This is a genomic window from Corallococcus silvisoli, assembly GCF_009909145.1.
Taxonomy (GTDB): Bacteria; Myxococcota; Myxococcia; order Myxococcales; family Myxococcaceae; genus Corallococcus; species Corallococcus silvisoli.
Genome location: NZ_JAAAPJ010000003.1, coordinates 313,193 through 339,098 on the forward strand (window position 1 = coordinate 313,193; position 25,906 = coordinate 339,098).

The 25,906-nt window shown below is 72.0% G+C and carries 24 protein-coding genes; 22 read left to right on the plus strand and 2 right to left on the minus strand.

Annotated elements, in window-relative coordinates; translation table 11 throughout:
* Positions 1-153 precede the first annotated feature (153 nt).
* From GTY96_RS07730 to GTY96_RS07835, 22 genes are all read left to right on the plus strand, one after another.
* Positions 154-2,637, plus strand: coding sequence for a DNA polymerase domain-containing protein (locus GTY96_RS07730; RefSeq protein ID WP_143899451.1), 2,484 nt, complete (start codon positions 154-156; stop codon positions 2,635-2,637).
* An 85-nt stretch (positions 2,638-2,722) separates the two neighbouring features.
* Complete coding sequence (locus GTY96_RS07735; RefSeq protein WP_235685443.1) at positions 2,723-4,261, plus strand: hypothetical protein; 1,539 nt, start codon at positions 2,723-2,725, stop codon at positions 4,259-4,261.
* Between the two features lie 242 nt (positions 4,262-4,503).
* Complete coding sequence (gene mdcG / locus GTY96_RS07740) at positions 4,504-5,163, plus strand: malonate decarboxylase holo-[acyl-carrier-protein] synthase (RefSeq protein WP_161664332.1); 660 nt, start codon at positions 4,504-4,506, stop codon at positions 5,161-5,163.
* A gap of 389 nt (positions 5,164-5,552) precedes the next feature.
* Positions 5,553-6,293 carry a beta-ketoacyl synthase chain length factor gene (locus tag GTY96_RS07745; RefSeq protein WP_201755941.1) on the plus strand — a complete coding sequence of 247 codons (741 nt, stop codon included), beginning with the start codon at positions 5,553-5,555 and terminating at the stop codon, positions 6,291-6,293.
* Complete coding sequence (locus tag GTY96_RS07750; protein WP_143899455.1) at positions 6,286-7,065, plus strand: lysophospholipid acyltransferase family protein; 780 nt, start codon at positions 6,286-6,288, stop codon at positions 7,063-7,065. Before GTY96_RS07745 ends, GTY96_RS07750 begins: the two co-directional genes overlap by 8 nt.
* Positions 7,052-7,315: a phosphopantetheine-binding protein gene (locus GTY96_RS07755; RefSeq protein ID WP_143899456.1), complete on the plus strand. Its 264-nt coding sequence runs from the start codon at positions 7,052-7,054 to the stop codon at positions 7,313-7,315. The genes GTY96_RS07750 and GTY96_RS07755 overlap by 14 nt, the downstream gene beginning before the upstream one ends.
* 31 nt (positions 7,316-7,346) lie before the next feature.
* Positions 7,347-7,607: an acyl carrier protein gene (locus GTY96_RS07760; protein ID WP_143899457.1), complete on the plus strand. Its 261-nt coding sequence runs from the start codon at positions 7,347-7,349 to the stop codon at positions 7,605-7,607.
* On the plus strand, positions 7,604-8,155 hold the full coding sequence (locus tag GTY96_RS07765; protein ID WP_161664334.1) for a COG4648 family protein: 552 nt from the start codon (positions 7,604-7,606) through the stop codon (positions 8,153-8,155). The genes GTY96_RS07760 and GTY96_RS07765 overlap by 4 nt, the downstream gene beginning before the upstream one ends.
* Positions 8,148-9,848: an AMP-binding protein gene (locus GTY96_RS07770; protein ID WP_161664335.1), complete on the plus strand. Its 1,701-nt coding sequence runs from the start codon at positions 8,148-8,150 to the stop codon at positions 9,846-9,848. The genes GTY96_RS07765 and GTY96_RS07770 overlap by 8 nt, the downstream gene beginning before the upstream one ends.
* Positions 9,845-10,582 carry a glycosyltransferase family 2 protein gene (locus GTY96_RS07775; RefSeq protein ID WP_161664336.1) on the plus strand — a complete coding sequence of 246 codons (738 nt, stop codon included), beginning with the start codon at positions 9,845-9,847 and terminating at the stop codon, positions 10,580-10,582. The genes GTY96_RS07770 and GTY96_RS07775 overlap by 4 nt, the downstream gene beginning before the upstream one ends.
* The gene (locus GTY96_RS07780) at positions 10,579-11,526 is read left to right on the plus strand and encodes an LpxL/LpxP family acyltransferase (RefSeq protein ID WP_161664337.1); all 948 of its coding nucleotides are present in this window, start codon (positions 10,579-10,581) and stop codon (positions 11,524-11,526) included. Before GTY96_RS07775 ends, GTY96_RS07780 begins: the two co-directional genes overlap by 4 nt.
* A complete protein-coding gene (locus GTY96_RS07785; RefSeq protein ID WP_143899462.1) occupies positions 11,498-13,057 on the plus strand; it encodes an HAL/PAL/TAL family ammonia-lyase in 1,560 nt (519 codons plus the stop codon). The genes GTY96_RS07780 and GTY96_RS07785 overlap by 29 nt, the downstream gene beginning before the upstream one ends.
* Positions 13,047-13,466, plus strand: a complete 420-nt coding sequence (locus GTY96_RS07790; RefSeq protein ID WP_143899463.1) for an acyl-CoA thioesterase — start codon at positions 13,047-13,049, stop codon at positions 13,464-13,466. Before GTY96_RS07785 ends, GTY96_RS07790 begins: the two co-directional genes overlap by 11 nt.
* Positions 13,463-14,071 (plus strand): LolA family protein, encoded by a 609-nt coding sequence (locus GTY96_RS07795; RefSeq protein WP_143899464.1) that lies wholly within the window; start codon positions 13,463-13,465, stop codon positions 14,069-14,071. Before GTY96_RS07790 ends, GTY96_RS07795 begins: the two co-directional genes overlap by 4 nt.
* On the plus strand, positions 14,061-16,358 hold the full coding sequence (locus GTY96_RS07800) for an MMPL family transporter (RefSeq protein ID WP_161664338.1): 2,298 nt from the start codon (positions 14,061-14,063) through the stop codon (positions 16,356-16,358). The genes GTY96_RS07795 and GTY96_RS07800 overlap by 11 nt, the downstream gene beginning before the upstream one ends.
* Positions 16,355-17,584 (plus strand): NAD(P)/FAD-dependent oxidoreductase, encoded by a 1,230-nt coding sequence (locus tag GTY96_RS07805; RefSeq protein WP_161664339.1) that lies wholly within the window; start codon positions 16,355-16,357, stop codon positions 17,582-17,584. The genes GTY96_RS07800 and GTY96_RS07805 overlap by 4 nt, the downstream gene beginning before the upstream one ends.
* Positions 17,572-18,141, plus strand: a complete 570-nt coding sequence (locus GTY96_RS07810; protein WP_143899467.1) for a DUF3261 domain-containing protein — start codon at positions 17,572-17,574, stop codon at positions 18,139-18,141. Before GTY96_RS07805 ends, GTY96_RS07810 begins: the two co-directional genes overlap by 13 nt.
* A gap of 8 nt (positions 18,142-18,149) precedes the next feature.
* Positions 18,150-19,328, plus strand: coding sequence for a beta-ketoacyl-ACP synthase (locus GTY96_RS07815; RefSeq protein WP_161664340.1), 1,179 nt, complete (start codon positions 18,150-18,152; stop codon positions 19,326-19,328).
* Positions 19,328-19,795 carry an ApeP family dehydratase gene (locus GTY96_RS07820; protein ID WP_186001820.1) on the plus strand — a complete coding sequence of 156 codons (468 nt, stop codon included), beginning with the start codon at positions 19,328-19,330 and terminating at the stop codon, positions 19,793-19,795. Before GTY96_RS07815 ends, GTY96_RS07820 begins: the two co-directional genes overlap by 1 nt.
* Positions 19,788-20,519, plus strand: a complete 732-nt coding sequence (gene fabG / locus GTY96_RS07825; protein WP_161664341.1) for a 3-oxoacyl-ACP reductase FabG — start codon at positions 19,788-19,790, stop codon at positions 20,517-20,519. The genes GTY96_RS07820 and fabG overlap by 8 nt, the downstream gene beginning before the upstream one ends.
* Positions 20,516-21,754: a beta-ketoacyl-ACP synthase gene (locus GTY96_RS07830; RefSeq protein WP_143899471.1), complete on the plus strand. Its 1,239-nt coding sequence runs from the start codon at positions 20,516-20,518 to the stop codon at positions 21,752-21,754. Before fabG ends, GTY96_RS07830 begins: the two co-directional genes overlap by 4 nt.
* A 17-nt stretch (positions 21,755-21,771) precedes the next feature.
* A complete protein-coding gene (locus GTY96_RS07835; protein WP_161664342.1) occupies positions 21,772-22,203 on the plus strand; it encodes an excinuclease ATPase subunit in 432 nt (143 codons plus the stop codon).
* 25 nt (positions 22,204-22,228) lie between these two features.
* Here the strand turns inward: GTY96_RS07835 and GTY96_RS07840 are convergent, their stop codons facing one another.
* On the minus strand, positions 22,229-23,842 hold the full coding sequence (locus GTY96_RS07840; protein ID WP_161664343.1) for a hypothetical protein: 1,614 nt from the start codon (positions 23,840-23,842) through the stop codon (positions 22,229-22,231).
* A gap of 81 nt (positions 23,843-23,923) precedes the next feature.
* A complete protein-coding gene (locus GTY96_RS07845; RefSeq protein ID WP_235685444.1) occupies positions 23,924-25,498 on the minus strand; it encodes a CocE/NonD family hydrolase in 1,575 nt (524 codons plus the stop codon).
* Positions 25,499-25,906 lie beyond the last annotated feature (408 nt).

A 25,906-nucleotide genomic window follows, 5' to 3' on the forward strand; every position in this document is an offset into this window, starting at 1 on the left:
AGCTGCGGGGAAACACCCGTGATGCGAAGCCCTTCCGACAGCGCCGGGATGCCTGGGGTCTCCCGCACTTGCGCCCCTGCGGCCGGGGCGCCTAAGAGCCTCCGGAGCGGGGCCCCCGCCCCGCCGCATCCCCTCCCCGACCTCCTCTCCCCCATGGCCATCCCGCCCCATCCGCTGGAGGACGAGTGGTTGTGGGGGTGGGACCCCACGCCGGGCATCGTGTCCGTGTGGGCGGAGCCGGATGGCCGCGCCTTCATCTGGAAGCAGCAGCCGGGCACGCACGCGCGGCAGCGCGAGGACGCGAGGTACCGGCCCTGGGTGCTGCTCGCGTCGCTCCAGGACCTGGAGCACCTGGGCCCGGCGCTGCGGCGCGAGGGCACGCCCCCCGTGGCGGGCGCGGTGACGTACCGGGAGCTGGAGGGGCCCGGGGCGCTGCGGTTCGTGGTGAGCGCGGAGGATGGCCGCGCGCTGGCGTCCGCGGTGCTGAAGGGCGCGTCCAGGCGGCTGGACCAGCGCGTGGGCCACCTGCGCGACCTGGGCCCGGGCGCGGTGCTGGTGCTGCCCCCGGAGGAGCAATACCTGGTGGCCACCGGGCGCACGTACTTCCGAGGCATGGGCTTCGACGACCTGCGCCGGCTCCAGTTCGACCTGGAGACCACCGGCCTGGACCCGTCGAAGGACCGCATCTTCCTGGTCGCGCTGCGGGACCCCGAAGGGCGCGCGGAGACGCTGGAGGTGACGGCGGACGGTGACGCGGGCGAGGCGGACCTGCTGCGTCGGCTGGTCGCGCGCATCCGCGAGGCGGACCCCGACGTGGTGGAGAACCACAACCTGCACGGCTTCGACCTGCCCTTCCTGGACCAGCGCGCGAAGCGGTTGAACGTGTCGCTGGCGCTGGGTCGCGCGGGCCTGCCAGGGCTGCGGCACCGGCCCTCCGCCCGAGGCGCCGCGCTGAACCGGGGTCCTGGAGGCCGCGAGGCGGACGCCATGCGCCGCGCGCGCTACACCGTCCCCGGCCGTGAGTTCATCGACACGCTGGACGCCGTGCGCCGCCACGACTTCTCCGCCCGCGACCTGCCCGGCCACGGCCTCAAGGCGGTGGCCCGGCACCTGGGCCTGTCGGGCCCCGACCGCGAGCTCATCCCCGGCGCGCGCGTGCACGAAGTCTTCGGCAGGGATCCAGAGCGGGTGCGCCGCTACGCGCGCGAGGACGTGACGGAGGCCGCGGGGCTCGCGCACCTGCTCGGCGGCGCGGTGTTCGCGCTCGCGCGCATGGCCCCCCGGCGATACGAACGGCTGGCGGACGCGGGCCCGGCGACGGGCGTGTTGGATCCGCTGCTGGTGCGCGCCTACCTGCGCTCCGGCGCGGCGCTCCCCGCCCATGAGTCCGGCGACGGCACGTCCCACAGCGGCGCGGCGCTGCACCTCTTCGCCTGCGGGGTCGCGCGCCACGTGGTGAAGGCGGACGTGGCCAGCCTGTACCCGTCCCTGATGCGCCAGTACCGCATCGGTCCGAAGCGCGACCGGCTCAACGTGCTGCTGTCGCTGGTAGACCGGCTCGTGGACCAGCGCCTGGACGCCAAGGCGAAGGCGAAGAAGGCCCCTCCGGGCTCCCCGGAGCGCCACACGAACGAGGCGCTGTCCGCGGCGATGAAGCTCATCGTCAACTCCGCCTACGGCTACATGGGCGCCATGGGGCTCACGCGCTTCTCGGACGTGCACGCCGCCAACGAGGTGACGCGGCGCGGGCGCGAGGTGCTGGGCCTCTTGTGCCGCGAGCTGGCGAAGCGCGGGGTGACGCTGCTGGAGGCCGACACGGACGGCGTCTACTTCGCGGTGCCGGAGACCTGGACGGAGGTCGACGAGCGCCGCGTGGTGTCGGAGGTCGCGGCCCTGCTGCCGCCGCGCGTGCGCCTGGAGTTCGACGGGCGCTACGCCGCGATGCTGTCGCACGAACCCAAGAACTACGCGCTGCGGCCCTACGCCGGGCCCCTGCTGCTGCGCGGGGTGGCGTTCCGCTCCAGCCGCGCGGAGCCCTTCGGCGAGGACTTCCTGCGCCGCGCCCTCCAGCACCTGCTGTCCGGGGACGTGCGCGCCGTGCGCGACACCTACGTGGACGCGGTGATGGCGCTGCGCAAGCGGCGGGTGCCCACCTACGAGGTGACCGCCCAGGTGCGGCTGACCAAGTCCCCCGCGCAGTACCTGGCCACGCGCAAGCAGCGCCGGGAGCTGCCCTACGAGGCGCTGCTCACCAACGGCCGCGAACACTGGTCCCTGGGCGAGCGCGTGCGCATCTACCGCGCCTCGGGCGGCCGGGCGGGCCTGCTTCCGGAACACGACACCGAGGACGGAGAGCCCGGCCCGCGCCCCGCGCCGGGCGAGCCCGCGGGCGACGACCCGCGCGACTACGATGCCGAGTACTACGTCCGCCTGCTCAAGGACTCCTTCGCGGCCCGGCTCGCGCGTGGCCTCACCGCGGAGGACTTCGCCACGGTGTTCGCGGACCCCGAGCAGCCCTCGCTCTTCACCCCCTCCTTGACGGATGCCAGGCCCGTGCTCACCGTCGTCCGCGAGCCCCGGGGCCCGGAGTTCGGAGAAGACGCTCCAGTGCTTGGAGCACCGCACTTCTCACCGTGACTGGAACCCTGCCGTGTCTCGGTTCCTCCAGGAGTCGCGGGGTGGCATCTGCTACGCTGCGTCAACCGCAATGGCCTTCTCGTTGATGACGCGTCCCACGCCTCGCGCGCTGGTGGTTCCCGGCACCGTGGCCCTGCTGCTCCTGCTCCCCTGGCTCATCTATTGGAACGCGGTCATCCACCGCTACGGCCTGCGCGACGACTACGCCATCCTGCGCGAGGCGCGTGAGGAGCCGGGCAAGATCCTCCGCGTCTGCGCCTCCCAGGGCCGCCCGCTCTACGGCTGGATGCTGGAGGCGTCCGCGAAGGCGGCCGGCGGCATCGACGGGCTGATGGGGCTGCGCCTGATGGGCGTGGCCGGGCTGGGCGTGCTCGCGGCGGCGGTGTTCCTGCTGCTGCGAAGGGAGGGCTGGCGGCCCGGCTCCGCCGCGCTCCTGGCGGGGTTCCTCACGCTGACGCCCTCCGCGCAGGTCATCGCCAACTGGGGCATCTGCTGGCCCCAGGCGGTGGCGCTGATGCTGGGGCTGGGGGCGTTCGCGTTCGCCCGGCGCGCCATCGGAGCCCCGGGAGAGGAAGGTCGCCTCCGCTGGCCGCACGCGCTGGCCGCGGTGGGGGCCATGGCCACCGCGACGCTCATCTACCAGGTGAGCGGGCTGTTCTCCGCGGTGCTGCTGGCGGCGTCGCTGGTGGTGCGCCGGGACGTGTCGCTGCGGCACACCGCGCGGTGGATGACGAAGCACCTGCTCATCATGGGCGCGGGGCTGGCGCTCGCGTACCTCGTCACCCAGGTGTTGTTCAAATCAGGGGTCTTCCCGCCCTCGCCCCGGCTCGCCTTCGAGAAGCACTGGGTGGACAAGACCATCTGGGCGCTCACGCACGTGTTCCCCAACGCGCTCGCCCTGTCCGCGCTCAACGAGGCGCCGGTCGGCGACATGGACGGCTATTGGGCCATGGTGGTGCTGACGCTGACGCTGCTGGGCGTGGGCGTCGCGGTGGAGGGGCGCCGCTCCGGGCTGACGGGCGTGGGGCGTTGGATGCTGGCCCTGGTGACGCTGTCGGGGGCGGCGTACTCGGTGAGCTTCCTCGCCGGGGAGCGCTGGCCCACCTACCGCACGCTCAACGCGCTCACCGGGGTGTGGGCCGTCTTCTTCGCCGCGTCGCTGGTGAACGTGGGCACCATCTGGCCCCGGTTCGGGCCGCGCATCGCCACGGGGCTGCTCACCGGGTTCGTGGCCTTCAGCGCCTTCCTCGCGCACGAGCAGTCCCTGGAGCTGTTCGCCCTGCCCCAGGGCCGGGAGCTGGCGCTGATGGAGCAGGGCGCGAGCCTGGTCGTCCCGGATCGCAAGCCGCGCGTCTTCGTGCTCACCGCGAAGCAGGCGGACTCCTCCGCGCCGTTCCACTACCTGGACGAGTTCGGCTCCGTGTCCGTGGACGCCGAGTGGGTGGCCAAGGAGATGCTCAAGGCGCTCGTCAAGGAGCGCTTCCCCCGGGAGCGGGACGTCAGCGGCCTCTACCGCTTCGCCGCCGGCCCCGTGGCCCCGGACGCGCGCAACTACGACATCCTCATCGACATGCGCCGGCAGCACGTGAGCACCGCCACCCCCATCCTCCAGAAACCCCGCTAACCCTGGCGCTGAAGCCCCCGCGTGCGCGGGACTCCCACCCCGAATTCCGGGGAGTGGCGTCAGAGCGGGGGCTACCGCGCCCGGCCGTGCAGGTTCGGCCCCACCGGCGGCATGAATCCGGGTAATGAATCAGCGGATGAAGTTGTCCGTTCCCCTTCCGCAGCCGCGAATCCCGGGGGTTGCCCCGTCCCGTGCCGCGGAAGGAGGCCCGCATCCCACTCGGCCCGAGGAGACCGCTGCCCATGGACGGTGAACGTCCGGTGCGGCACGACTGGGTATTCCTGGGCCCCGGTTGGGAGGAGCACCTGCGCTCGCCCCCAGGCCCTGACGTCCTCCCGCGGGTGACGGCGTGGCGTGAGCAGGGCCGGCCCTTCGCCGTCGCCCGCCAGGACGTGCCGGACCGGGACGACGAGGTGCGGCTGAGCCTCACGCTGCCAGACCGCCGCCACCTGTCCCTGCACGTCGCGATGCAGGCCGTGGAGCGCTGGCTGGCGCCCCCCACGCTGCAAGAGGCGCTGGAAGCGGCGCCCGCGGCGTGGCGCCCGGCGCTGGACGACGTCGTCGCCCTGGGCGCCGCGCTGGACCTCACGGTGGGCGTGTTCGGGTCACTGGCCTGGCAGCACCGTTCGGGCGAGTCCTTCCTGCGGCCCCTGTCGGACGTGGACCTCCTGTTCACCCCCGCGCGCTGGTCCGACGTGGAGCGGCTGCTGTTCGGCCTGGAGGCGGTGTCCCGGCGCCACTCGGTGGTGCGCCTGGACGGCGAGGTGGTGCTCCCCGACGGCGGCGCGGTGTCCTGGCGCGAGCTGGCGCTGGAGCCCGAGCGCATCTGGGTCACCGGCCCCCGTGGCGCCAGCCCCCGCACGCTGCGGGAGCTGCGCGCCCTCTTCCCCGCCGAACCCTGACGCGCACCCTCGCGGCGAAGACCCGCGAGCTCCTGAATCCATCCGGACCGCGATGACGCACGTCGGGTGAATAGCGAGGCCGTTCGCGACGTCAGGGACGCGCACCCGCGGGCCTGAATCCACCCCGCGCTCCGAATCCCTGGCAGGGGCATCCTCCGATCCACGGAGCGCCCTCCTGACGTCCCCCTGGACAAGCCCGCAAAAACCTGAAAGCCGAGGAAGATTTGCGCGTTTCATCAGGAATAACAGCCCGTTGCGGTGGCGCGGGTGCAGGGGGACGGGCAGGCGGCTGGCGTTCCGCCCGCCTGGGGGAGACCCCCAATTGTCACCCTCTGGATGCTTTGGTAAAGGTTGCCTTTGGGAGCGCTTGGGGCCTCCCCGTCACGATGATGGGATTCTCCGTTCAGCGCTGGGCCGCATGGGCCCCCGGCCTCGCTCACCCTGCCGACTGGGAAGCGTGGCTCGCGAAGCCGCACCCCCTGCCCGCCGAAGGCACGCCCGCCCTGACAGAGATGCCCTCGATGATGCGCCGCCGGGTGGACCGGCTGGGCCGCATCGCGTTGCAGGCGGCCTATGGCGCCCACGCGGACGCGCCCGACGCGCCGGTGATCTTCGCCTCGCGCTACGGGGACCTGGGCCGCTCGGTGGAGCTGCTCACGCAGCTGGCCCGCTCGGAGCCCCTGTCGCCCACGTCCTTCAGCCTGTCGGTGCACAACGCCATCGGCGCGCTCTACTCCATCGCGCGGGGCGACACGGCCTCCTACGGGGCCATCGCCGCGGGCGAGGAGACGGTGGAGGCCGCCTTCATGGAGGCGTGCGGCCTGCTGGCGGACGGCGTCCCCCGGGTGATGGTCGTCGTCTACGACGAGCCCGTGCCCAGCCCCTGGGAGCACTTCTCCCAGGACGTGGCCTTCCCGCATGCCTGGGCCTGTCTGCTGACGGCCGGCACGGAGGGGAACACCGTCCGGCTGGGCTGCGCCGCCGGGCCGGCCTCGGATACGGCGGCCCTGGAGCCGGAGCCGGCCGGACTCCCAGCGGACCTGCGCATCCTGCGCTTTCTCGTCTCTGGCGCCTCGCGGTGGGAGCACGCGGTGGGCGCCCGGCACTGGCGGTGGGAACGCCATGCTTGAGGCGCTGGATCGACCGTGGCGCATCTTCGCCACCGGGTTGTCGTTCGCCACCTTCGGGTTGGGCGGGCTGGCCCTGCGGCTCATCTACTTCCCGTTGCTCCAGCTGTTCGTGCGCGAGCCGGCACGGCAGCAGCGGTTGGCGCGGCTGGCGGTGCATCACTCCTTCCGCTTCTTCATCGGCTACATGCGCTTCCTGGGCGTGCTGCGCTACGAGGTGGAGGGGGTGGAGAAGCTGTCGCGCTCCGGGCTGCTCATCCTGGCCAACCACCCGTCGCTCATCGACGTGGTGTTCCTCATCTCGCTGGTCCCCAACGCGGACTGCGTGGTGAAGGCGAGCCTGGCGAACAACCCGTTCACGCGCGGCCCCATCCGGGCGACGCGCTACCTGTGCAACGACTCAGGGCCCGGGCTCATCCAGGACTGCATCGCGTCCGTGAAGGCCGGCAACAACCTCATCATCTTCCCGGAGGGCTCGCGCACGCCCCTCCAGGGGCCCATGCAGCTGCAGCGCGGCGCCGCCAACATCGCGGTGCGCGGCCCCTGCGACATCACGCCCGTCACCATCCTCTGCGAGCCCCGCGGCCTCACCAAGGGCATGCCGTGGTGGAAGGTGCCCGCGAGGGCCATGCACTACATCATCCGCGTGGAGGACGACATCCCCGTCTCGTCCAAGGACGCGGACGCGGGCGACGCGGCGAAGGCCGCGCGCCAGCTCACCACCCGTCTGCACGATCACTTCTCCCGGGAGAGCCAGGGTCATGTTGGAGCTTGAGCACGAAATCAAGCGACTGGTCATCGAGACGCTGAACCTCGAAGACCTCACGCCGGAGGACATCGATCCGGCCGCGCCGCTGTTCGTCGAGGGACTGGGGCTGGATTCCATCGACGCCCTGGAGCTCGGCCTGGCGCTGCAGAAGTCCTATGGCGTCGTGCTGGCGAGCGACTCCAAGGAGAACCGCCGTCACTTCGCCAGTGTGCGGGCGCTCGCGGATTTCGTCAGCACCCACCGCACGCGATCCTGAGCCCCCCAAAACCAGAGCGAGGAGTCACCCCATGACCAAGGACGAGTTGTTCGAGCGCCTGAGCGCCATCCTCCAGGAAACCTTCGACATCGAGCCGTCGCGCATCATCCCGGAGGCGCGGCTGCACGACGACCTGGACATCGACAGCATTGACGCCATCGACCTGCTGGTGCGCCTGAAGCCGGTGGCGGGCCAGCGCGTTCCGCCGGAGGTCTTCCGCTCCGTGCGCACGCTGCAGGACGTGGTGGACGCGCTGCACGGGCTGCTCGGCAGCGACTCCGCCGCCGCGTGAAGCGTCTGCGCCCGGTGCTGTTGGGGCTCGTGAGCCTCGCCTACCCGCCGCTCGTCTATCTGGGCCTGGGCCACTTCGAGCCCCGCTGGATGGCGCTGCCCCTGGCGGCCATGGCGGTGGTGCGCGCGGTGGCCACGCGGGAGAAGATGTGGCTCGCGGCCGCGGTGGGCGCCCTGGTGCTCGCGGGCTCCAGCATGCTGGGCAACCACGCGCTGCCCCTGAAGCTCTACCCGGTGCTGGTGAACGCGGTGCTGCTCACCGTCTTCGCCACCAGCCTCGCGTACCCCCCCAGCGTGATCGAGCGGCTGGCGCGCCTGCGGGAGAAGGACCTGCCCCCGTCGGGCGTGGTGTACACGCGCCGGGTGACGCAGGTGTGGTGCGGCTTCTTCGTCCTCAACGGCGCGCTCGCGCTCATCACCGCGCTGTGGGCGAGCGACGCGACCTGGGCGCTCTACAATGGCCTCATCGCCTACGGACTCATGGGCCTGCTGTTCGCGGGTGAGTGGGTGGTGCGGCAGCGGGTGCGCGCACGGCACGCCCATGGTTGAGCCGCTCGCGCTCGAGGAGCTCCTCGTCCACGGCCGCCCGTCCGGGCACCCCGTGGCGCGGCGGGAGGGAGCGGTGCTGGACCTGGGCGCGCTCCAGTCGCGGGTCGCCGGCTGGCGCGCGGCCTTCGAAGCCCACGGCGGCAAGCGCTTCGCGCTCTTCACGGACGACACCTTCGACTTCGCGAGCGCGCTCCTGGGGGCCTGGCACGCGGGCGCCTGCGTCTACCTCCCCGCGGACGCGCGCCCCGCCACGCTGGAGGCGCTGCGCCCCCACGTGGACGCCTTCGCCGTCAGGGCCCCTCCGGGCCTGACGCCGCTGTCGCCCGCGAAGTCCGGCCCCCGCGACTTCCAGCGGCTGTCGCCAGACCTCGCCGCGCTGGTCGTCTACACGTCGGGCTCCAGCGGCGAACCCACCGCCATCCCCAAGCGCCTGTCACAGCTGTCCCGCGAGGTGGCCACGCTGGGCGCGCTGTTCGACGCGGACCTGGGGGACGTGCCCGTGCTCTCCACCGTGTCGCACCAGCACATCTACGGCCTGCTGTTCCGGGTGCTGTGGCCGCTGGCGTCCGGCCGCGTCTTCGACGCGCACGCGCTGCCCTACCCCGAGGACATCGTGGCCGCGCTCCAGCCGGGCCCCGCGCTGCTGGTGGCGAGCCCCGCGCACCTCAAGCGCCTGCCGTCCACGATGGACTGGTCCCCCGTGCGCGGCCACCTGCGCGGGCTGTTCTCCTCGGGAGGACCGCTGAGCCTCGAGGCGCTCCAGGCCTGCCGCGAGCGGCTGGGCCGGGCGCCGGTGGAGGTCTACGGCAGCTCGGAGACGGGCGGCGTCGCGTGGCGCCGGCGCGAAACGGATGACGACGCCTCGTGGCGCACGATGCCGGGCGTGGAGGTGCGCGCCGACGAAGAGGCGCTGTGCGTCCGCTCGCCCCACCTGGACCTGCCCCAAGGCGCGTGGTTCACGACGGAGGACCGCGCGCGGCCCGTCCCCGGCGGCTTCCAGCTCCTGGGGCGCCGCGACCGGCTGCTCAAGCTGGAGGAGAAGCGCGTCTCGCTGAGCGCCATGGAGCGGACGCTGGTGGACGGGGGGCTGCTACGCGAGGCGCGGGTGCTACCGCTCTCGGAGGGCCAGCGGGTGGTGCTCGCGGTGGTGGGGGTGCCGGACGCGGAGGGCTGGCGGCTCCAGGAGTCGGGGGGCAGGCGCTCCCTGAACCAGGCGCTGCGCGAGAAGCTGGCCCCGCACTTCGACTCCAGTGCCTTGCCGCGCCGGTTCCGGTATCTGGAGGCCATGCCGGTCAACTCCCAGGGCAAGTCCACCGAGGCGGCGCTCACCGCCCTCTTCGATCCGAAGCGCCCCCCGTTTCGCGTGCGCGAGCGCTCCCCCGAGCGCGTGCTCCTGGCGGTGGAGGTCCCCGCGAGCTCGCCGTACTTCGACGGGCACTTCCCGGGCTCGCCCATCCTGCCGGGCGTCGTCCAGATTGAGTGGGCGCTCTTGCTGGGCCGCGAGCACTTCGCGCTGCCGCCGGACTTCCTACGGCTGGAGACGGTGAAGTTCCAGCAGGTCATCCCGCCCGGCGCGCACCTGACGCTGGAGCTCACCTGGGCGGCGGAGTCCGGGCGGCTGGGCTTCAAGTTGACGTCGGACGTGGGCGCGCACGCCAGCGGCCGCATCGTGCTGGGTGGAGGGGTGGGATGAAGGTCTGCGCGGTGATTCCGGTCTACAACCACGGCGAGGCCGTGGGCGCGGTGGTGAAGGCCGTGAGAAGCCACGGGCTGCCGTGCGTGCTGGTGGACGACGGCAGCGAGCCCGGCTGCGCGGCCGTGCTGGACGGCCTGGCGCGCGAGGACAGCTCGCACGTGGAGGTGGTCCGCCTGCCCCAGAACGAGGGCAAGGGCGGCGCGATGATGGCGGGCCTGCGCGCGGCCCGGTCGCGGGGCTACAGCCACGCGCTCCAGATTGACGCGGACGGCCAGCACGACGCGAACGACATCCCGCGCTTCCTGGAGCTGGCGAAGGCGAGCCCCGACACGCTGGTGTGCGGCACGCCCGTCTACGACGAGTCCGTGCCCAAGGGCCGGCTGTACGGCCGCTACGCCACGCACATCTGGGTGTGGATCAACACGCTGTCGTTCGCCATCCGCGACTCCATGTGCGGCTTCCGCGTGTACCCGCTGGCCCCCACCGTGGCGCTCATCGACTCGGTGCGCATCGGCAAGCGGATGGACTTCGACGTGGAGGTGCTGGTGCGCCTGTTCTGGCGCGGCATGCGCATCCTCAACCAGCCCACCCGGGTGCGCTACCCCACCGACGGCATCTCCCATTTCGACGTGCTCTGGGACAACGTGCGCATCTCCGGCATGCACGCCCGGCTCTTCTTCGGGATGCTGCCCCGGCTGCCCCTGCTCCTGTGGCGCAAGGTGGTGCGATGAAGTCCCGCCACTGGGCGGAGATGGGAGAGACCACCTTCGTCGCCGGCATCTGGGTGCTGTACTGGATCCACCGGCTGCTGGGCCGCTGGCCCTTCCGCGTCTGCCTCTACCCGGTGGTGCTGGTGCACTGGCTGAGCCGGCCCTCGCTGCGGCAGGCGTCGCGCCAGTACCTGGAGCGGATGCAGGCCGCCACGGGCGCGCTGGGGCATCCGCCCCGCGGGCGCGACAGCGTGCGCCACGTGCTGGCCTTCGCGGAGACCATGCTCGACAAGCTGCTGGCGGTGAGCGGGCGCTACCATTTCGAGCGCGTGCGCACCGAGGGCCGCGAGGAGTTCTACCAGGCCGCGAAGGCGGGCCGGGGCGGCGTCATCGTCACCGCGCACATGGGCTGCCTGGAGCTGTGCCGCACCATGGCCGAGCGCCGGGGCGAGGTGAAGCTCAACATCCTGGTGCACACGCTGCACGCGGAGCAGTTCAACCGCCTGCTCAAGCGGCTCAACCCGGAGAATGACTTCCGGCTGATGGAGGTCACCGACATGGGCCCCGCCACCGCCGTCGCGCTCAACGAGCGCGTGGAGGCCGGCGAGTTCGTGGTCATCGCGGGAGATCGCATCCCCGTGAATGCCAGCCAGACCGTGCGCGTCGACTTCCTGGGCCACCCGGCGCCATTTCCGGTGGGCCCCTACGTGCTGGCGGCGCTGCTCAAGTGTCCGCTCTACCTGCTGGGCTGCATCCATGAAGGCGACGGCTACACCATCCACTTCGAGCGCCTGTTCGAGCGCGTCACCCTGCCCCGGGGCCAGCGCGAGGCCGCCCTCACCGACTGCGCGCGCCACTACGTGGGCCGGGTGACGGCGCTCCTCCAGCGCGCGCCCTATGACTGGTTCAACTTCTTTCCCTTCTGGGATCAGGTGAATGTCTCCGCGAAGCCCCCTACCTTCTGACACCCCGGTGCGCTTCGACGGCGGGCGGCTGACGCTCGAGGACGTGGGCGCGCTCGCGCGGCGGGAGCGCCCGGCCCGGTTGGGCACCGACCCCGGCTTCCGCCAGCGCATCGCCAGGGGCGCCGCGTTCCTGGACCGGCTGCTCGCGGAGGACGGCGTCATCTACGGCGTCACCACCGGCTACGGCGACTCCGTGACGGTGTCCATCCCGCCCGCGCTGGTCGCGGAGCTGCCGCACCACCTCTACACGTACCACGGCATCGGCGCGGGCCGCTTCCTCACGCCCGAGGAGACGCGCGCGGTGCTGGCCACGCGGCTCGCTTCGCTGGCGCAGGGCTTCTCCGGCGTGGGCGTGGCGCTGCTCACCCAGCTGGAGCTGCTGCTCCAGCACGACGTGCTGCCCCTGATCCCCGCGGAGGGCTCCGTGGGCGCGTCCGGCGACCTCACGCCCCTGTCGTACGTGGCGGCGGTGCTCTGCGGCGAGCGCGACGTGTGGCACCAGGGCGAGCGCAAGCCCGCCGCGGCGGTGCTCCCGGCGCTGGGCATCACGCCCCTCCAGCTGCGGCCCAAGGAGGGGCTGGCCATCATGAACGGCACCGCCGTGATGACGGCCCTGGCGTGCCTGGCGTGGGAGCGCGCGGAGTACCTGTCGCGGCTGGCCACGCGGCTCACCGCCTTCAACGTGCTGGCGAGCGCCGGCAACGCGCACCACTACGACGAGACGCTCTTCGCGGCCAAGCCGCACGCGGGCCAGCAGCGCGTGGCGGCGCGGCTGCGCGCGGACCTGGTGTCGGACAAGCCGCCGCGCAACGAGCAGCGGCTCCAGGACCGCTATTCGCTCCGGTGCGCGCCGCACGTCATCGGCGTGCTGGAGGACGCGCTGCCGTTCTTCCGCACGCTCATCGAGAACGAGCTGAACAGCGCCAACGACAACCCGCTCATCGACCCGGACGGCGAGCGGGTGCTGCACGGCGGCCACTTCTACGGCGGCCACATCGCCTTCGCCATGGATGGGCTGAAGACCGCGGTGGCCAACGTGGCGGACCTCCTGGACCGTCAGCTGGCGCTCCTGGTGGATCCGCGCTTCAACCACGGCCTGCCCGCCAACCTCTCCGCCTCCACCGGCGCGCGCGCGGCCATCAACCACGGCCTCAAGGCGGCGCAGATCAGCGTCTCCGCGTGGACCGCGGAGGCCCTCAAGCAGACGATGCCCGCGTCCGTCTTCTCCCGCTCCACGGAGTGCCACAACCAGGACAAGGTGAGCATGGGCACCATCGCCGCGCGCGACTGCCTGCGCGTCCTGGAGCTGACCGAACAGGTGGCGGCGGCGATGCTCATCGCCGCGCGCCAGGGCGTCACCCTGCGCCAGCGCCTGGACGCGGACGCGAAGCCCGGCCCCGCGCTGGCCGCGATGCACGCGGACCTGGAGGCGCGCATCCCCCTGCTGGTGGAGGACCGGGCCCTGGACACGGAGCTCCAGGGCCTGCTCACCGCCATCCGCCACCGCGAGTGGAGGCTGCATGAAGCCTGACCTGAGCTGCGAGCTCGAAATCGATCCCCCGTTCCACGACCTCGACATGATGGAGATCGTCTGGCACGGCCACTACGTGAAGTACCTGGAGCTGGCGCGCGCCGTGCTGCTGCGGCGCCACGACTACGACTGGCCCCAGATGCGCGAGTCCGGCTACGGCTGGCCCGTGGTGGAGATGAAGCTCAAGTACGTCGCGCCCATCTCCTACAAGCAGCGCATCATCGTGCGCGCCGAAATCACCGAATGGGAGAACCGGCTGCGCTTCGACTACCTGCTGCGCGACGCGGACACCGGGCGCAAGGTGAACCAGGCCCACACGCTGCAAGTGGCGGTGTCCCTCAAGACGGGTGAGATGCAGTTCGTCTGCCCGGAGATCCTCTGGAAGAAGTTGGGAGTGTGGCCCGAATGAGACCCCTGCTCGTGCTCACCTTCGCGCTCCTGTCCGTGAGCGCCCATGCCGCGGACCTGGTGAAGGACGTGCGCGCCCGGCTGCTGGACGCGCCGCTCATCCGCGGGCAGTTCGAACAGAAGAAGACCGTGGCGGGCTTCAAGAAGCCGCTGGTGTCCAAGGGGGACTTCCTCCTGGCCCGCGACCAGGGCGTGTTGTGGAACACGCGCACGCCGTTCGCCTCCACGCTGACGGTCACGCGCAAGTCGCTGAGCGCCGAGCAGGGCACGGGCGGCGCGGCCTACCACCTGGACTCCGCGAAGGAGCCCGCGCTGGCGGCGGTGAACGAGCTGCTCTTCTCGCTGCTCGCGGGCGACGTGGCCGCCCTCCAGAAGCGCTTCACGGTGGAGGGGGAGCTGGTGGGCGCCGCGGGCTGGACGCTGGAGCTGACGCCCACGGACGCGGGGCTCGCGCGCGTCTTCAAGCACATCCACCTGGAGGGCGACGGCTACGTGCGCCAGGTGCGGTTGGATGAAACGCGCGGAGACGTGAGCGTCATCGTCTTCGACCAGCTGGCGCGGACGCCTCCCCCCGACGCCACGGAAACCGAACGCCTTGGCAAATAAGCTGGCCATCTTCTGGGCCCTGGTGGTGCTCGCCGTGGGCGCGCACCAGGTGCACTTCTGGCGCAACGCCCACCTGGACACCGACGTGCTCGCGCTCCTCCCGGAGGACGAGCAGGCACCGGAGGTGGACGCCGCCATGCGCAAGCTGGCGGACGAGGCCGGCCGGCAATTGGTGCTGCTGGTGGGCGCGAAGGACTGGCCCTCCGCGCAGCGCGCCGCGGACGAGGCCACGCGCGTGCTCGAGGCGTCCGCGGACGACCTGGAGCCCGCGGTGCTGGGCACCGCCGCGCTGGAACAGGCGGTGGACTTCTACCGCCCCTACCGCGACCGGCTGCTCACGCCCGCGCAGCGCCAGTGGCTCACTCGCGCGACCCCGGAGGAGCTGGGCGGCACCGCGCTGATGAAGCTGTACCAGCCCGCGGGCGCGCAGCTGACGGACTGGAACGCGGATCCGCTGGGCATGTGGCCGGACTGGTGGCAGGCCCGCGCGGCGGAGACCTCCGCCCGGCCTCGCGACGGGCGGCTGTGGCTGTCCGGCGAGGGCCGCGAGTGGGTGCTCCTCACCTGGAAGAGCAAGGTGTCCGCCTTCGCGCTGGGAGACGGCTCGCGCGTCACCGCCGCGGTGGAGAAGGCCCGGGCCCAGGTGGAGGCCGCGGTGCCCGGAGGGCGGCTCGTGGCCGCGGGCGTGCCGCTGTACGCGGAGGCCGCCGCCGCGCAGGCGAGCTGGGAGATGTCCACCATCGGCTTCGGGTCGCTGGCGGCGGTGCTGCTGCTCGTCTGGCTCACCTTCCGCTCGCTGCGGCCCATCCTGCTCGTGGGCGTGTCGCTCACCCTGGGCTGCGCGGTGGCGCTCACGGTCACCGCGCTCGTCTTCGACCGGGTGCACCTGCTCACGCTGGTGTTCGGCTCCAGCCTGGTGGGCGTGGCGGAGGACTACGGCTTCCACTACTTCGCCGCGCGCCAGGGCAAGGCCCCCTCCGAGCGGGGCCCGGTGATGCGCTCGCTGCTGCCGGGCATGGTGCTCGCGCTCGTCACCAGCGTGGTGGCGTACCTGGCCCTGGGCGTCGCGCCCTTCCCGGGCCTGCGGCAGATGGCGGTGTTCTCCGCCGCCGGCCTCACCGCCGCGTTCCTCACGGTGGTGTTCTGGTTCCCCGCCATGGACACGGGCGCCCTGCCCATCACCCCCTTCGCGCAGCGCTTCTCCGCCTCCATCACCCGCTGGCCGCGCATCGCGTCCACCCGGGGCTGGTGGGCGACGGCCGCGATCCTCACCGTGCTCGTCGCCGTGGGCATCTGGAAGCTGGAGCCCCGGGACGACCTGCGCCAGCTGCAGGGCGCGCCCGCGCCCCTCATCGCGGATCAGCGGGAGCTGGGGCGGCTGTTGGGCCTGCCCAGCCCGGCGCAGTTCTACCTCGTGGAGGGCGACAGCGACGAGCAGGTGCTCGCGCGCGAGGCCGCGCTGAAGCGGCAGCTGGACACACTGATCGCGGACAAGGTGTTCGCGGGCTACCGCGCCGTGTCGGACTGGCTCCCCTCCGAGGCCCAGCAGCGCGAGGACGCGGCCCTGAGCGCCCGCGCGGAGGCGCAGGCCGTGGCCGCCGTCAGCGCCTCCACCGGCGAGGCGCCGACGCGCGCCGCGTTCGCCGAGGAGCCGCTCACCCCGTCGCGCTTCCTCGCGGGCCCCGCCGCCGCCGCCATCCGGCAGCAGTGGCTGGGGAACCTGGGGAAGCAGCAGTACAGCGTCCTCATGCTGCGGGGCCTCAATGATCCAAAGGTGCTGCCCCGCCTGGCGGAGGCCGCTCGGGGGCTGGAGGGGATCCGCTGGGTGGACAAGACGGCGGAGATCTCCGGCCTGCTCAGCCGCTATCGCCTCATCATGGGGTGGCTCATCGTGGCGGGGTATGTCGCGGTGCTGCTCACGCTGGTGGCCCGCTTCGGGCGCGAGGCGTGGCGCGCGTGGATCCCCTCCGTGCTGGGCACGCTGCTGACGCTCGCCACCTTCGGGTGGGCGGGCGCGCCGCTGCAGCTCTTCACCGTGCTGGGGCTCGTGCTGCTGCTGGGCATGGGCGTGGACTACGGCATCTTCCTCCTGGAGCACCCGGGTGACGGCTCCGCGTGGCTCGCGGTGGCCCTGGCCGGGGTGAGCACGCTCCTGTCCTTCGGCCTGCTGGGCCTGTCGGCCACGCCCGCCCTGCGCTCCTTCGGCCTCGCCATGCTCCTGGGCGAGGTCACCATCTGGATCATCACCCCCTGCTTCAGACCTCCTGACGGGAAAGCCACACATTGAAAACGGAATCGGCGGACATCCTCATCATCGGCGCGGGCCCGGCGGGCTCCGTCGCGGCGGGCCTGCTGCGCAAGCAGGGCCGTGACGTCCTCGTCCTGGAGCGCGAACAGTTCCCGCGCTTCTCCATCGGCGAGAGCCTGCTGCCGCAGAGCATGGCCTACATCGAGGAAGCCGGCATGCTCCAGGACGTGGTGGAGGCGGGCTTCCAGTACAAGAACGGCGCGGCCTTCGTGCGCGGCGAGCGCTACACGGACTTCGACTTCCGCGACAAGTTCAGCGCCGGCTGGGGCACCACCTTCCAGGTGCAGCGCGCCCACTTCGACCACGTGCTCGCCAAGGCCGCCGAGCGCCAGGGCGCCGCGGTGCGCTACCGCCACGAGGTGCTCTCCGTGGACGTCTCCGGCGAGCAGCCGGAGGTGACGGCGCGCTCCCCCGAAGGGGAGACGTACCGCGTGCGCGCGCGCTTCCTCCTGGACGCGAGCGGCTTCGGCCGCGTGCTGCCGCGCCTCCTGGACCTGGAGACGCCGTCGAACTTCCCCAAGCGCGGCGCCATCTTCACGCACGTCGAGGACCGCACGCCGCCCGGCTCCTTCGACCGGAACAAGATCCGCGTGACGGTGCACCCGGAGCACGTGCACGTCTGGTACTGGACCATCCCCTTCTCCAACGGCCGCTGCTCGCTGGGCGTGGTCGCGAAGACGGAGTTCCTGGACCAGTTCACCGGCACAGACACGGAGCGGCTCCAGGCCATCGTCAAGGAGACGCCGTCCCTGGCCGACCTGCTCAAGGACGCCGTCTGGGATACGCCCGCGCGCAAGCTCACCGGCTACGCGGCCAACGTGAAGTCGCTGTGGGGCCCGGGCTTCGCGCTCCTGGGCAACGCGGGCGAGTTCCTGGACCCCGTGTTCTCCTCGGGCGTCACCATCGCCTTCAAGTCCGCGAGCCTCGCGGCGGCCTGCATCCAGCGCGCCTTCGCGGGGGAGCCGGTGGACTGGGAGAAGGAGTACGCGCGGCCGCTCAAGGCGGGCGTGGACACCTTCCGCACCTTCGTGGAGTCCTGGTACGCGGGCGGCTTCCAGCAGGTCATCTTCCACCCGAACCCGTCTCCGGACGTGCGGCGGATGATCTCCGCCATCCTGGCCGGGTACGCGTGGGACACGACCAACCCCTACGTCGCGGAGAGCAAGCGGCGCCTGAGCGTCCTCGAGGCCCTGTGCGCGGCCTGATTCCCGCCCTGCTCCTCGCGGGCCTCGCCGCGTGCACCACCACGCCCCGGCCGAGGCCCGCCGCCCCCGGCGAGCCGCTGCCGGAGCTGCGCCTGCCGCCCGCGGCCCTGGGCGCGGCGGTCAGCCTGACCCAGCGCCTGACGTTCGCCCACGACGCGGACCCGGGCGGCCCCCGCTCCCTGGAGGCGCTGATGGAGGTGGACGCGGAGGCGCTGCGGCTCGTGGGCCTGGCCATGAACCACCGCGTCTTCACGCTGGGTTGGGACGGCGCCACGCTCCAGGAGGAGCGCGACCCCCGCCTGCCCGCCCAGTTCCAGGCCGCCTGGGTGCTCCGGGACGTGGAGCTCGTCTACTGGCCGGCCGACGCCGTGCGCGCCGCCCTGCCCGCTGGCTGGACGTTGGAGGATGGGCCGGGACAGCGGACCCTGTCGAAGAACGGCAGGGAATGGGTGACGGTGCGCTACGATGGCGAGCCGCGCTGGGCAGGGCGCACGCAGCTCACCAACCTCTCCGAGCACTACCGGCTCACCATCGACTCACGCGTCGCGGACGAGTGACTTCCCCCATGCTTCCCGTCTTCCTCAACCAGCTCGGCCTCGTCTGTGCGCTGGGCGCCGGGAAGCAGGAGGTGTCCCAGGCGCTGTTCGCGGACACCCCGTCCGGCGTGGCCCTCCATGAAGGGTACGCCGACCGGCCGCTGCACCTGGGCGTCGTCACCCGCCCGCTCGCGGCGCTGGACGCCCTGCCGCCGTCGCAGCACAGCCGCAACAACGCGCTGCTGCTCACGGCGCTCGCGCAGGTGCGCCCCGCCGTGGACGCCGCCCTGGACCGCTTCGGCCCCGGGCGCGTGGCGGTGGTGCTGGGCACCAGCACGTCCGGCATCGGGGAGAGCGAGTCCGCCATCCAGGACCACGTGGCCACGGGCGTGATGCCGGGCCGCTTCCACCTGGACCAGCAGGAGCTGGGCTCCCCGGCGATGGCGCTCGCGCGGGTGCTCGGCGCCGCGGGCCCCGCCTATGTCATCTCCACGGCGTGCTCCTCCAGCGCCAAGGCCCTGGCGAGCGCGGCGCGGATGCTGCGCGCGGGCACCGTGGACGCGGTGCTGACGGGCGGCGTGGATTCGCTGTGCCGGTTCACCGTGGCGGGCTTCCGCGCGCTGGACTCCGTGAGCGAGGAGCGCTGCAACCCGATGAGCGCCCACCGCCATGGCATCAACATCGGGGAGGCCGCGGCGCTGTTCCTGATGACGCGCGAGCCGGGCCCGGTGCGCCTGTCCGGCTGGGGTGAGTCCTCCGACGCGCACCACATCTCCGCGCCGGAGCCGGGAGGCCGGGGCGCCATGGCCGCCATCCAGGAGGCCATGAAGCGCGCGGGTCTTTCGCCGGACGGGGTGGACTACGTGAACCTGCACGGCACCGCGACGGTGCAGAACGACGCCATGGAGAGCCGCGCGGTGCACGCCCTGCTGGGCTCGGACGTGAAGGCCAGCTCCACCAAGCCGCTCACCGGCCACACCCTGGGCGCCGCGGGCGCGCTGGAGGCGGCCTTCGCGTACCTCACCCTCACGGACAACCCCCGGGGCCAGCTGCCCGCGCACTTCTGGGACGGCGCGGTGGACCCGTCGCTGCCGGCGCTGTCGCTGGTGAGGCCCGGCGAGGCGCTGGGGCGGCCGGTGCGCGCGGTGCTGAGCAACTCGTTCGCCTTCGGGGGCAGCAACGCCGCCCTCGTGCTGGAGCGCGGCTGATGCGAACCCCCATCGACCTGCCCATCGCGGACCTGGTGCCCCACGCGGGACGGATGCGGCTGCTCGACCGCGTGCTGGAGGGCGACACGGACTCCATCGTCGCGGAGGTCACGGTGCGCGAGGACAGCCTCTTCTTCGAAGGCGGCGCCGTGGGCGGCTGGGTGGGCATCGAATACATGGCGCAGGCCGTGGCGGCCTGGGCCGGGTGGCACGCGCGCCAGCGCGGCGAGACGCCCCGGGTGGGCTTCCTCCTGGGCACCCGCCGCTATCAATGCAGCCGCCCCGTCTTCAAGGCGGGGGACTGCCTGCGCGTCGAGGTCATCCGCCAGTTCTCCGCGGACAACGGGCTGGGCCAGTTCGACTGCACCCTCACCCTGGGGACGGAGCAGGTGGCCACGGCGGCGCTGACGGTCTTCGAGCCGCAACCGGGGCAGGACGTCGTGAGGAGGGGCAACACAGATGGGTGACAAGACGGTGCTGGTGACGGGCTCCAGCCGCGGCATCGGCCGCGCCATCGCGCTGCGCCTGGCCCGTGACGGCTACGACGTCGTGGTGCACTGCCGCAGCCGGCGCGACGAGGCGGACGCCGTGGCGGCGGGCGTGCGCGAGGCGGGCCGCGACGCGCGCGTGCTCCAGTTCGACGTGGCGGACCGCGAGGCCACGCAGAAGGCGCTGCTGGAGGACGTGGAGGCCCACGGCTGCTACTACGGCGTGGTGTGCAACGCGGGCATCGCGCGCGACAACGCCTTCCCCTCCATGACGGCGGACGAGTGGGACAGCGTCATCCACACCAACCTGGACGCCTTCTACAACGTGCTCAACCCGCTCACGATGCCGCTGGTGCGCCGCAAGAAGCCGGGCCGCATCGTCACGCTGGCGTCGGTGTCCGGGCTGATGGGCAACCGGGGGCAGGTGAACTACAGCGCCGCCAAGGCGGGCATCATCGGCGCGACGAAGGCGCTGGCGGTGGAGCTGGCCAAGCGGAACATCACCGTCAACTGCGTGGCCCCGGGCCTCATCGACACGGAGATGGTGCCGCCGGAGGTGCTGGAGGAGGCGCTGAAGATCATCCCCGCCCGCCGCATGGGCAAGCCGGAGGAGGTCGCCGCCGCGGTGAGCTTCCTCATGGCGGAGGACGCGGGCTACATCACGCGGCAGGTGATCTCCGTGAACGGAGGGATGGTCGGATGAAGCGCGTGGTCGTCACCGGCGTGGGTGCCCTGAGTCCCCTGGGCCATGACTGGCCCACGGTGGAGGCGCGGCTGCGCGCGCGCCAGAACGCCGTCCAGGTGATGGAGCCCTGGAAGCAGTACCAAGGCCTGCACACGCGGCTGGGCGCGCCCGCCGCGCCCTTCGAGCTGCCCCCCTCCAGCTATTCGCGCAAGACGACGCGCACCATGGGCCGCGTGGCGCTGATGGCGACGCGGGCCAGTGAGCTGGCGCTCCAGGACGCGGGCCTCCTGGGCCACGCGCTGGTCAAGAGCGGGAAGATGGGCATCGCCTACGGCTCCTCCGCGGGGACGCCGGAGAACATGGGCGACTTCGGGAAGATGATCACCGAGAAGACGACCGAGGGCATCACCGCGACGACGTACCTGCGGATGATGTCCCACACGGCGGCGGTGAACATCGGCGTCTTCTTTGGCGTCACCGGGCGCATCGTCACCACGTCCAGCGCGTGCACCTCCGGCAGCCAGGGCATCGGCTACGCGTACGAGGCCATCAAGCTGGGCCGCCAGGTGGCGATGCTCGCGGGCGGCGCGGAGGAGCTGGACGCCACCGGCGCCGCCGTCTTCGACACCCTCTTCGCCACCAGCACGAAGCACAACGAGGCGCCGCACCAGTCCCCCCGCCCCTTCCACGCCGAGCGCGACGGGCTGGTGCTGGGCGAGGGCGCGTGCACGCTGGTGCTGGAGGAGCTGGAGCACGCGAAGGCGCGCGGCGCGACCATCCACGCGGAGCTGCTGGGGTACGGCACCAACAGCGACGGCCGCCACGTCACCCAGCCCAACGCGGACACCATGGCGGAGGCGATGCGGCTGGCCCTGGAGGACGCGGGCGTGCCGGCCTCCGCCATCCCCTACGTCAACGCGCACGGCACCGCGACGGACACGGGCGACGTGGCGGAGAGCGCGGCGACGCGGCTCGTCTTCGGAGAGCAGGTCGCCATCTCCTCGCTCAAGAGCTACATGGGCCACACGCTGGGGGCCTGCGGCGCGCTGGAGGCGTGGATGAGCATCCAGATGATGCGCTCGGAGTGGTTCGCGCCCACGCTGCACCTCACGGCGGACGCCGTGGATCCGAAGTGCGCGCCCCTGGATTATGTCATGGGCGAGGGACGCACCTTGCGGACGGACCTGGTGATGAGCAACAACTTCGCCTTCGGCGGCATCAACACGTCGTTGATCTTCCGCCGCTGGCCTTGATGTCTGGAGATCCCGCGATGAAGAAAGCCCTCCTGTTGCTGGCCCTGACCGCCGCGAGCCCCGCCCTGGCGCGCGACACCGTGGTGAAGGTCAAGCTGGCGGACGTGCTGGCCCTGCCCGAGGCGAAGGAGAAGCTGGACGGCTCGGTGAAGTTCTACCTGGACGGAGCGAAGACGCCCAACGTGCTCAAGACGCTGGGCAACGACGTGACGAACAAGAAGACCAATGGCGTGGGCAAGTCGGACGACTACGCCTGCAAGTGGGCCGCCCTCTCCGCGCTCATCTCCCTGCAGGAGGGCGCGAAGAAGAACGGCGCCAACGCGGTGATCAACATCGTCAGCTATTACAAGAAGGTCGAAGGCAAGAGCGCCACGGAGATCGAGTGCCACGCCGGCAGCTTCGTCACCGGCGTCGCGCTCAAGGGCGACTACGCCACCGTCGCGAAGTAGGCGCGGGGGCGCGGGCGCGGCGGACCTACCGCCGCGCCGGCACCTCGATGCGGCAGACCGTCGCGGGCTCCAGCCGCCGCGACCGCATCCAGTTCTCCAGGGCCGCGTCCTGGCGCGCGGCGTCCTTCGCGTCGAAGCGGCGGTTGTCCTCCAGCTTCCAGCCCTGCGGATAGTTGCCGGAGTAGCCGTTCACCGTGGGCGTGCCCCGCTCCAGCGACGCCCAGACGGCATCCAGCTGGTACTTCCACTCCTGCGCCTCACCGGAAGTGGGCGCGTAGAAGAAGCTGCCGCAGGCCGAGGGCGGCCCGAGCCGGCTCGCCACCGCGTCCACGTCCGCGCGGGACTCGAAGCGATCATAGACGGGGCCCGAGAGCCCCTGCTCCAGCAGGCACAGCGCGCCCAGGCCCACCGCCAGCGCCGTGCGGCCCGCCTGGAGCCGCTGCTGGAGGAACAGGGCCAGCCCCACGCTCGCGGGCACCAGCAGCCACACGCCAATGCGAGCCAGGGCCCGGATGGCCGCCGCGCCGGGCACGCCGTGGAAGACGAGCCACCAGGGCGTGACCCCACCGGCGTAGCGCGAGGCCACGATGAGGGTGGCCACCGTCACGACGAGCAGCACCCGCACCGCGGGCCGCGAGCGCGCCTGCCACAGGCCGATGCCCGCCAGGATGGGAGTGACGAAGCCAAGGCCCAGCCGGTGTTCCCACGCCATGGGCATGCGCTGGAACTTGGAGAACGCGTTCGTCCAGCCATACAGCCAGCTGTCCTGGCCCACGTAGAACCAGCTCCAGATGCGCGGCACCATGTGGGACACTTCGGAGAAGCTGCGCAGGCCCACCGAGCCAATGGCCTGGCGTGAGTGCAGGACCAGCGGCACCAGCAGCGCCAGCCCCACGACGCCGAAGCCCACGAGCGCCGGGAGGTGGAGGCGCAGCGCCGTCAGCAGCCGCCCGCGCGTGTCCGGGAACGCGAGCCCGGCGAGGAACGCCAGCAGCAGGAAGAAGAAGAGGAACCAGCCCCAGTAGAAGCCCGCGTAGAGCTGGGCCACGAACGCGCCCACCAGCAACCCGGCCCACGCCACCCCGCGCCGCCGGTCCGTCTCCGGCCGGGTCAGCGCCAGCACCGCGCCCACGGCCAGGAGCGAGAAGAACTGGCCTTCGAGCTGCGGATGGTTGAGCTGGTTGATGCGCGGCGCCCCCGCCGTGAAGAGCAGCGCGCCCACCACCGCGGGGCCCGCGCGCAGGCCGAACCCGCGCTTGAGCAGCCACACCGCCGCGGCGTAGTTCAACACCGCCATGCTGAGCGCCCACGCCTGCCAGGACAGGTCCGCGTTCAGCCCCAGCGCGCGCCACACCCAGTAGAAGGGCGCCACGCCCAGCAGCACGTCCGAGTACGCGGCGATGTTGGGCTCGGGGTGGAACATGGGCGGATCCCAGAAGCGCGCGTGCGCCGGATCCCCCGAGACGAAGCGCCACCCGTGCTCCAGCACGTAGTGGTTGAAGCGCACGTCGCCCTCGTCCCCCTGCACCAGCCGCAGGCCGGACAGGATGGCGGGGTGGTGCGACAGCAACAGGGCCAGGATGCCGCCGGCGAGGACGAGCAGGGTGAAGCGGGTGCGTTCCGAGGCTGCGGTTTCCATGCGCGCCGGGAGCGTTAACACACCGGACAGGCCCGCTGGAACGACGGAGGGGCGCCTCGACGCGCCCCTCCTCGCCACCGCTCAGCGCACCGGCAGGTCCAGCCAGGACGGCCCCCCCAGCGACAGCGTCGCGCCGGTGGTGTTGGCGTCCAGGTAGAGCGGGTCCTCCGTGTCGACGACGAGGGCCAACCGGTGCAGCGCCGGGACGTCATAGGCCGTGGCCGGGAACACCAGGTCCAGGTCGAGCGGCATCCCCGGCGTGGCTCCCTTCCAGCTGAGGGGCACATGGATGATGAGCCCGCCAAAGTCGCCCACGAGATCGTACAGGTAGGCCACGACCGTCCCCGCGGAGGTGGAGGGTGTGACGCGCAGGCGCAGCGTGGCGGAGCCCCGGATGGAGGTGCCGCGCGCCATGACGGGGGACGTCCAGACGCCCGCGTTGAGGCGGCTGACGCCCGGCAGCCAGACCACGGGCGGGATGCCCGTCAGCGCCTGGAGCCCGTTGGTCAGCAGCACCACGCCCGCGTCGGCGGTGGTGTCGATGCCCGACCAGATCACCTTCGAGCTACCGCTCGTCGGAGCACCGCCCAGGGGGCCGGTGCCATCCAGCAGGCGGATGGCCCCCAGCCCATGGCGCTGCACCCCCGAGGAGATGCTGGCCCAGGACGCATAGCCCTCCGCGGCGTTGGTGTTGGTGCGCAGCACCACGGGCGGCTCGCGGGAGATGCCGGTGTCCACGCCCGCCACGTATTGGTCCATCCAGCGCGTCACGCTGGTCCAGACGTGATTGGGGAGCCCCGCCAGGCCGGTGGCCTCCACGACGGCATGGTCGCCGGGGGCGAGCTCCAGGCGCTTGGGCCCGGTGAGCTGGCCGTAGAACGAGACGAGCTGGTTGGACGGAAAGAGGCTGTCGCCAAACGCGTTGGCCAGCAGGATGGCGGGCGCGTTCGCGTTGATCCGTTGGACGTAGGTGGACGCCGAGCGCACCTTGCCCCAGGCGATGATCTCCTCGAGGTCGCGGTTGGCGTAGTAGTTGTCGATGGTCGTGCGCAGCTCCGCGCTGGGCCTGCCCAGCAGCCGGGAGGCGACATCCAGCAGCGCCACCGCCTGGGGCCGGCGGGTCTCCCCGCCAAACAGCGACGCCACCAGATCCGTCCAGCAGGAGAGCGCCGCGACCGCCTTCACCCGCGAGTCGAACCCGGAGACGATGAGGGAGATGCCCGCGCCATACGAGACCCCGGCGAGCCCGATGCGAGAGGCATCCGCCTGCGTGTTGGCGAGCATCCAGTCGATGACACGCGAGGCGTCAGCGATGTCCGCCGGGCCAGCGGTATCGATGCCCCCGCCCGAGGCCCAGAAGCCCCGCGGCGTGTAGGAGAGGGCCACATAGCCCCGTTGGGCCAGCGCATTCGCCTGGGCCAGATACTCCAGGTCGTTGAGCCCCCAGCTCGAGATGAAGATCACCGCGGGATGGGGGCCCGGCGTCGTCGGCGCGATGTAGTTGGCCTTGAGGACGGTGCCATCCCCCACCGTGATGTCGACGAACCGGAAGCCCGTGGTCGGCAGCCCCGCGAGCGCCGTGCGCGCCACCGTGGCCCGGAGGGGCAGCGCCGAACCCACGAGCGGCACGAGCAGGGACAGCAGGAGGACCGGCAATCGCAGGCACCACGCAGGGAGTTTCCGCACCATTGACGCACCTCGGAGGCGGCTGGGGGAGGAAGGCGCGAACACGATAGGGATGGGTTGATTTTCCAGTCAACGGACAGACACGAATTAAAAGCACTTCATTCAAATCATGACTTCTCCGTCCGCCTTGCGGGTGTGCGGTCGGCGCTTCCATGTCTGTTCAAGGGCGACCCCGTCCGGTGAGCCGCCGGCTGTGATTGCCGGAGCCCCGGGTCCAGGCTCCGCGGTCCGTCCGTCCGGTCCCACGGGGCCCGGAGCGCTGCACCTCCGTGGAAGCGCCGCGGCAGGGAACGCGGGCGGAACGCAATGGCCGGGATGAAACCCGCGTTTGTGCTGTTGGCGACGCGCCCGTGTGCGCCAGAGTACGTCACCCCGTTC

Bases quoted from the DNA above. Each gene is read 5' to 3' on its own strand.
- GTY96_RS07735 (WP_235685443.1), top strand. From the start codon at position 2,723: ATGACGCGTCCCACGCCTCGCGCGCTGGTGGTTCCCGGCACCGTGGCC.
- GTY96_RS07785 (WP_143899462.1), top strand. From the start codon at position 11,498: ATGTCTCCGCGAAGCCCCCTACCTTCTGACACCCCGGTGCGCTTCGAC.
- GTY96_RS07830 (WP_143899471.1), top strand. From the start codon at position 20,516: ATGAAGCGCGTGGTCGTCACCGGCGTGGGTGCCCTGAGTCCCCTGGGC.
- GTY96_RS07815 (WP_161664340.1), top strand. From the start codon at position 18,150: ATGCTTCCCGTCTTCCTCAACCAGCTCGGCCTCGTCTGTGCGCTGGGC.
- GTY96_RS07775 (WP_161664336.1), top strand. From the start codon at position 9,845: ATGAAGGTCTGCGCGGTGATTCCGGTCTACAACCACGGCGAGGCCGTG.
- GTY96_RS07780 (WP_161664337.1), top strand. From the start codon at position 10,579: ATGAAGTCCCGCCACTGGGCGGAGATGGGAGAGACCACCTTCGTCGCC.
- GTY96_RS07760 (WP_143899457.1), top strand. From the start codon at position 7,347: ATGACCAAGGACGAGTTGTTCGAGCGCCTGAGCGCCATCCTCCAGGAA.
- GTY96_RS07755 (WP_143899456.1), top strand. From the start codon at position 7,052: ATGTTGGAGCTTGAGCACGAAATCAAGCGACTGGTCATCGAGACGCTG.
- GTY96_RS07745 (WP_201755941.1), top strand. From the start codon at position 5,553: ATGGGATTCTCCGTTCAGCGCTGGGCCGCATGGGCCCCCGGCCTCGCT.
- GTY96_RS07820 (WP_186001820.1), top strand. From the start codon at position 19,328: ATGCGAACCCCCATCGACCTGCCCATCGCGGACCTGGTGCCCCACGCG.
- mdcG (WP_161664332.1), top strand. From the start codon at position 4,504: ATGGACGGTGAACGTCCGGTGCGGCACGACTGGGTATTCCTGGGCCCC.
- GTY96_RS07795 (WP_143899464.1), top strand. From the start codon at position 13,463: ATGAGACCCCTGCTCGTGCTCACCTTCGCGCTCCTGTCCGTGAGCGCC.
- GTY96_RS07770 (WP_161664335.1), top strand. From the start codon at position 8,148: ATGGTTGAGCCGCTCGCGCTCGAGGAGCTCCTCGTCCACGGCCGCCCG.
- GTY96_RS07750 (WP_143899455.1), top strand. From the start codon at position 6,286: ATGCTTGAGGCGCTGGATCGACCGTGGCGCATCTTCGCCACCGGGTTG.
- GTY96_RS07835 (WP_161664342.1), top strand. From the start codon at position 21,772: ATGAAGAAAGCCCTCCTGTTGCTGGCCCTGACCGCCGCGAGCCCCGCC.
- GTY96_RS07730 (WP_143899451.1), top strand. From the start codon at position 154: ATGGCCATCCCGCCCCATCCGCTGGAGGACGAGTGGTTGTGGGGGTGG.
- GTY96_RS07790 (WP_143899463.1), top strand. From the start codon at position 13,047: ATGAAGCCTGACCTGAGCTGCGAGCTCGAAATCGATCCCCCGTTCCAC.
- fabG (WP_161664341.1), top strand. From the start codon at position 19,788: ATGGGTGACAAGACGGTGCTGGTGACGGGCTCCAGCCGCGGCATCGGC.
- GTY96_RS07840 (WP_161664343.1), bottom strand. From the start codon at position 23,842: ATGGAAACCGCAGCCTCGGAACGCACCCGCTTCACCCTGCTCGTCCTC.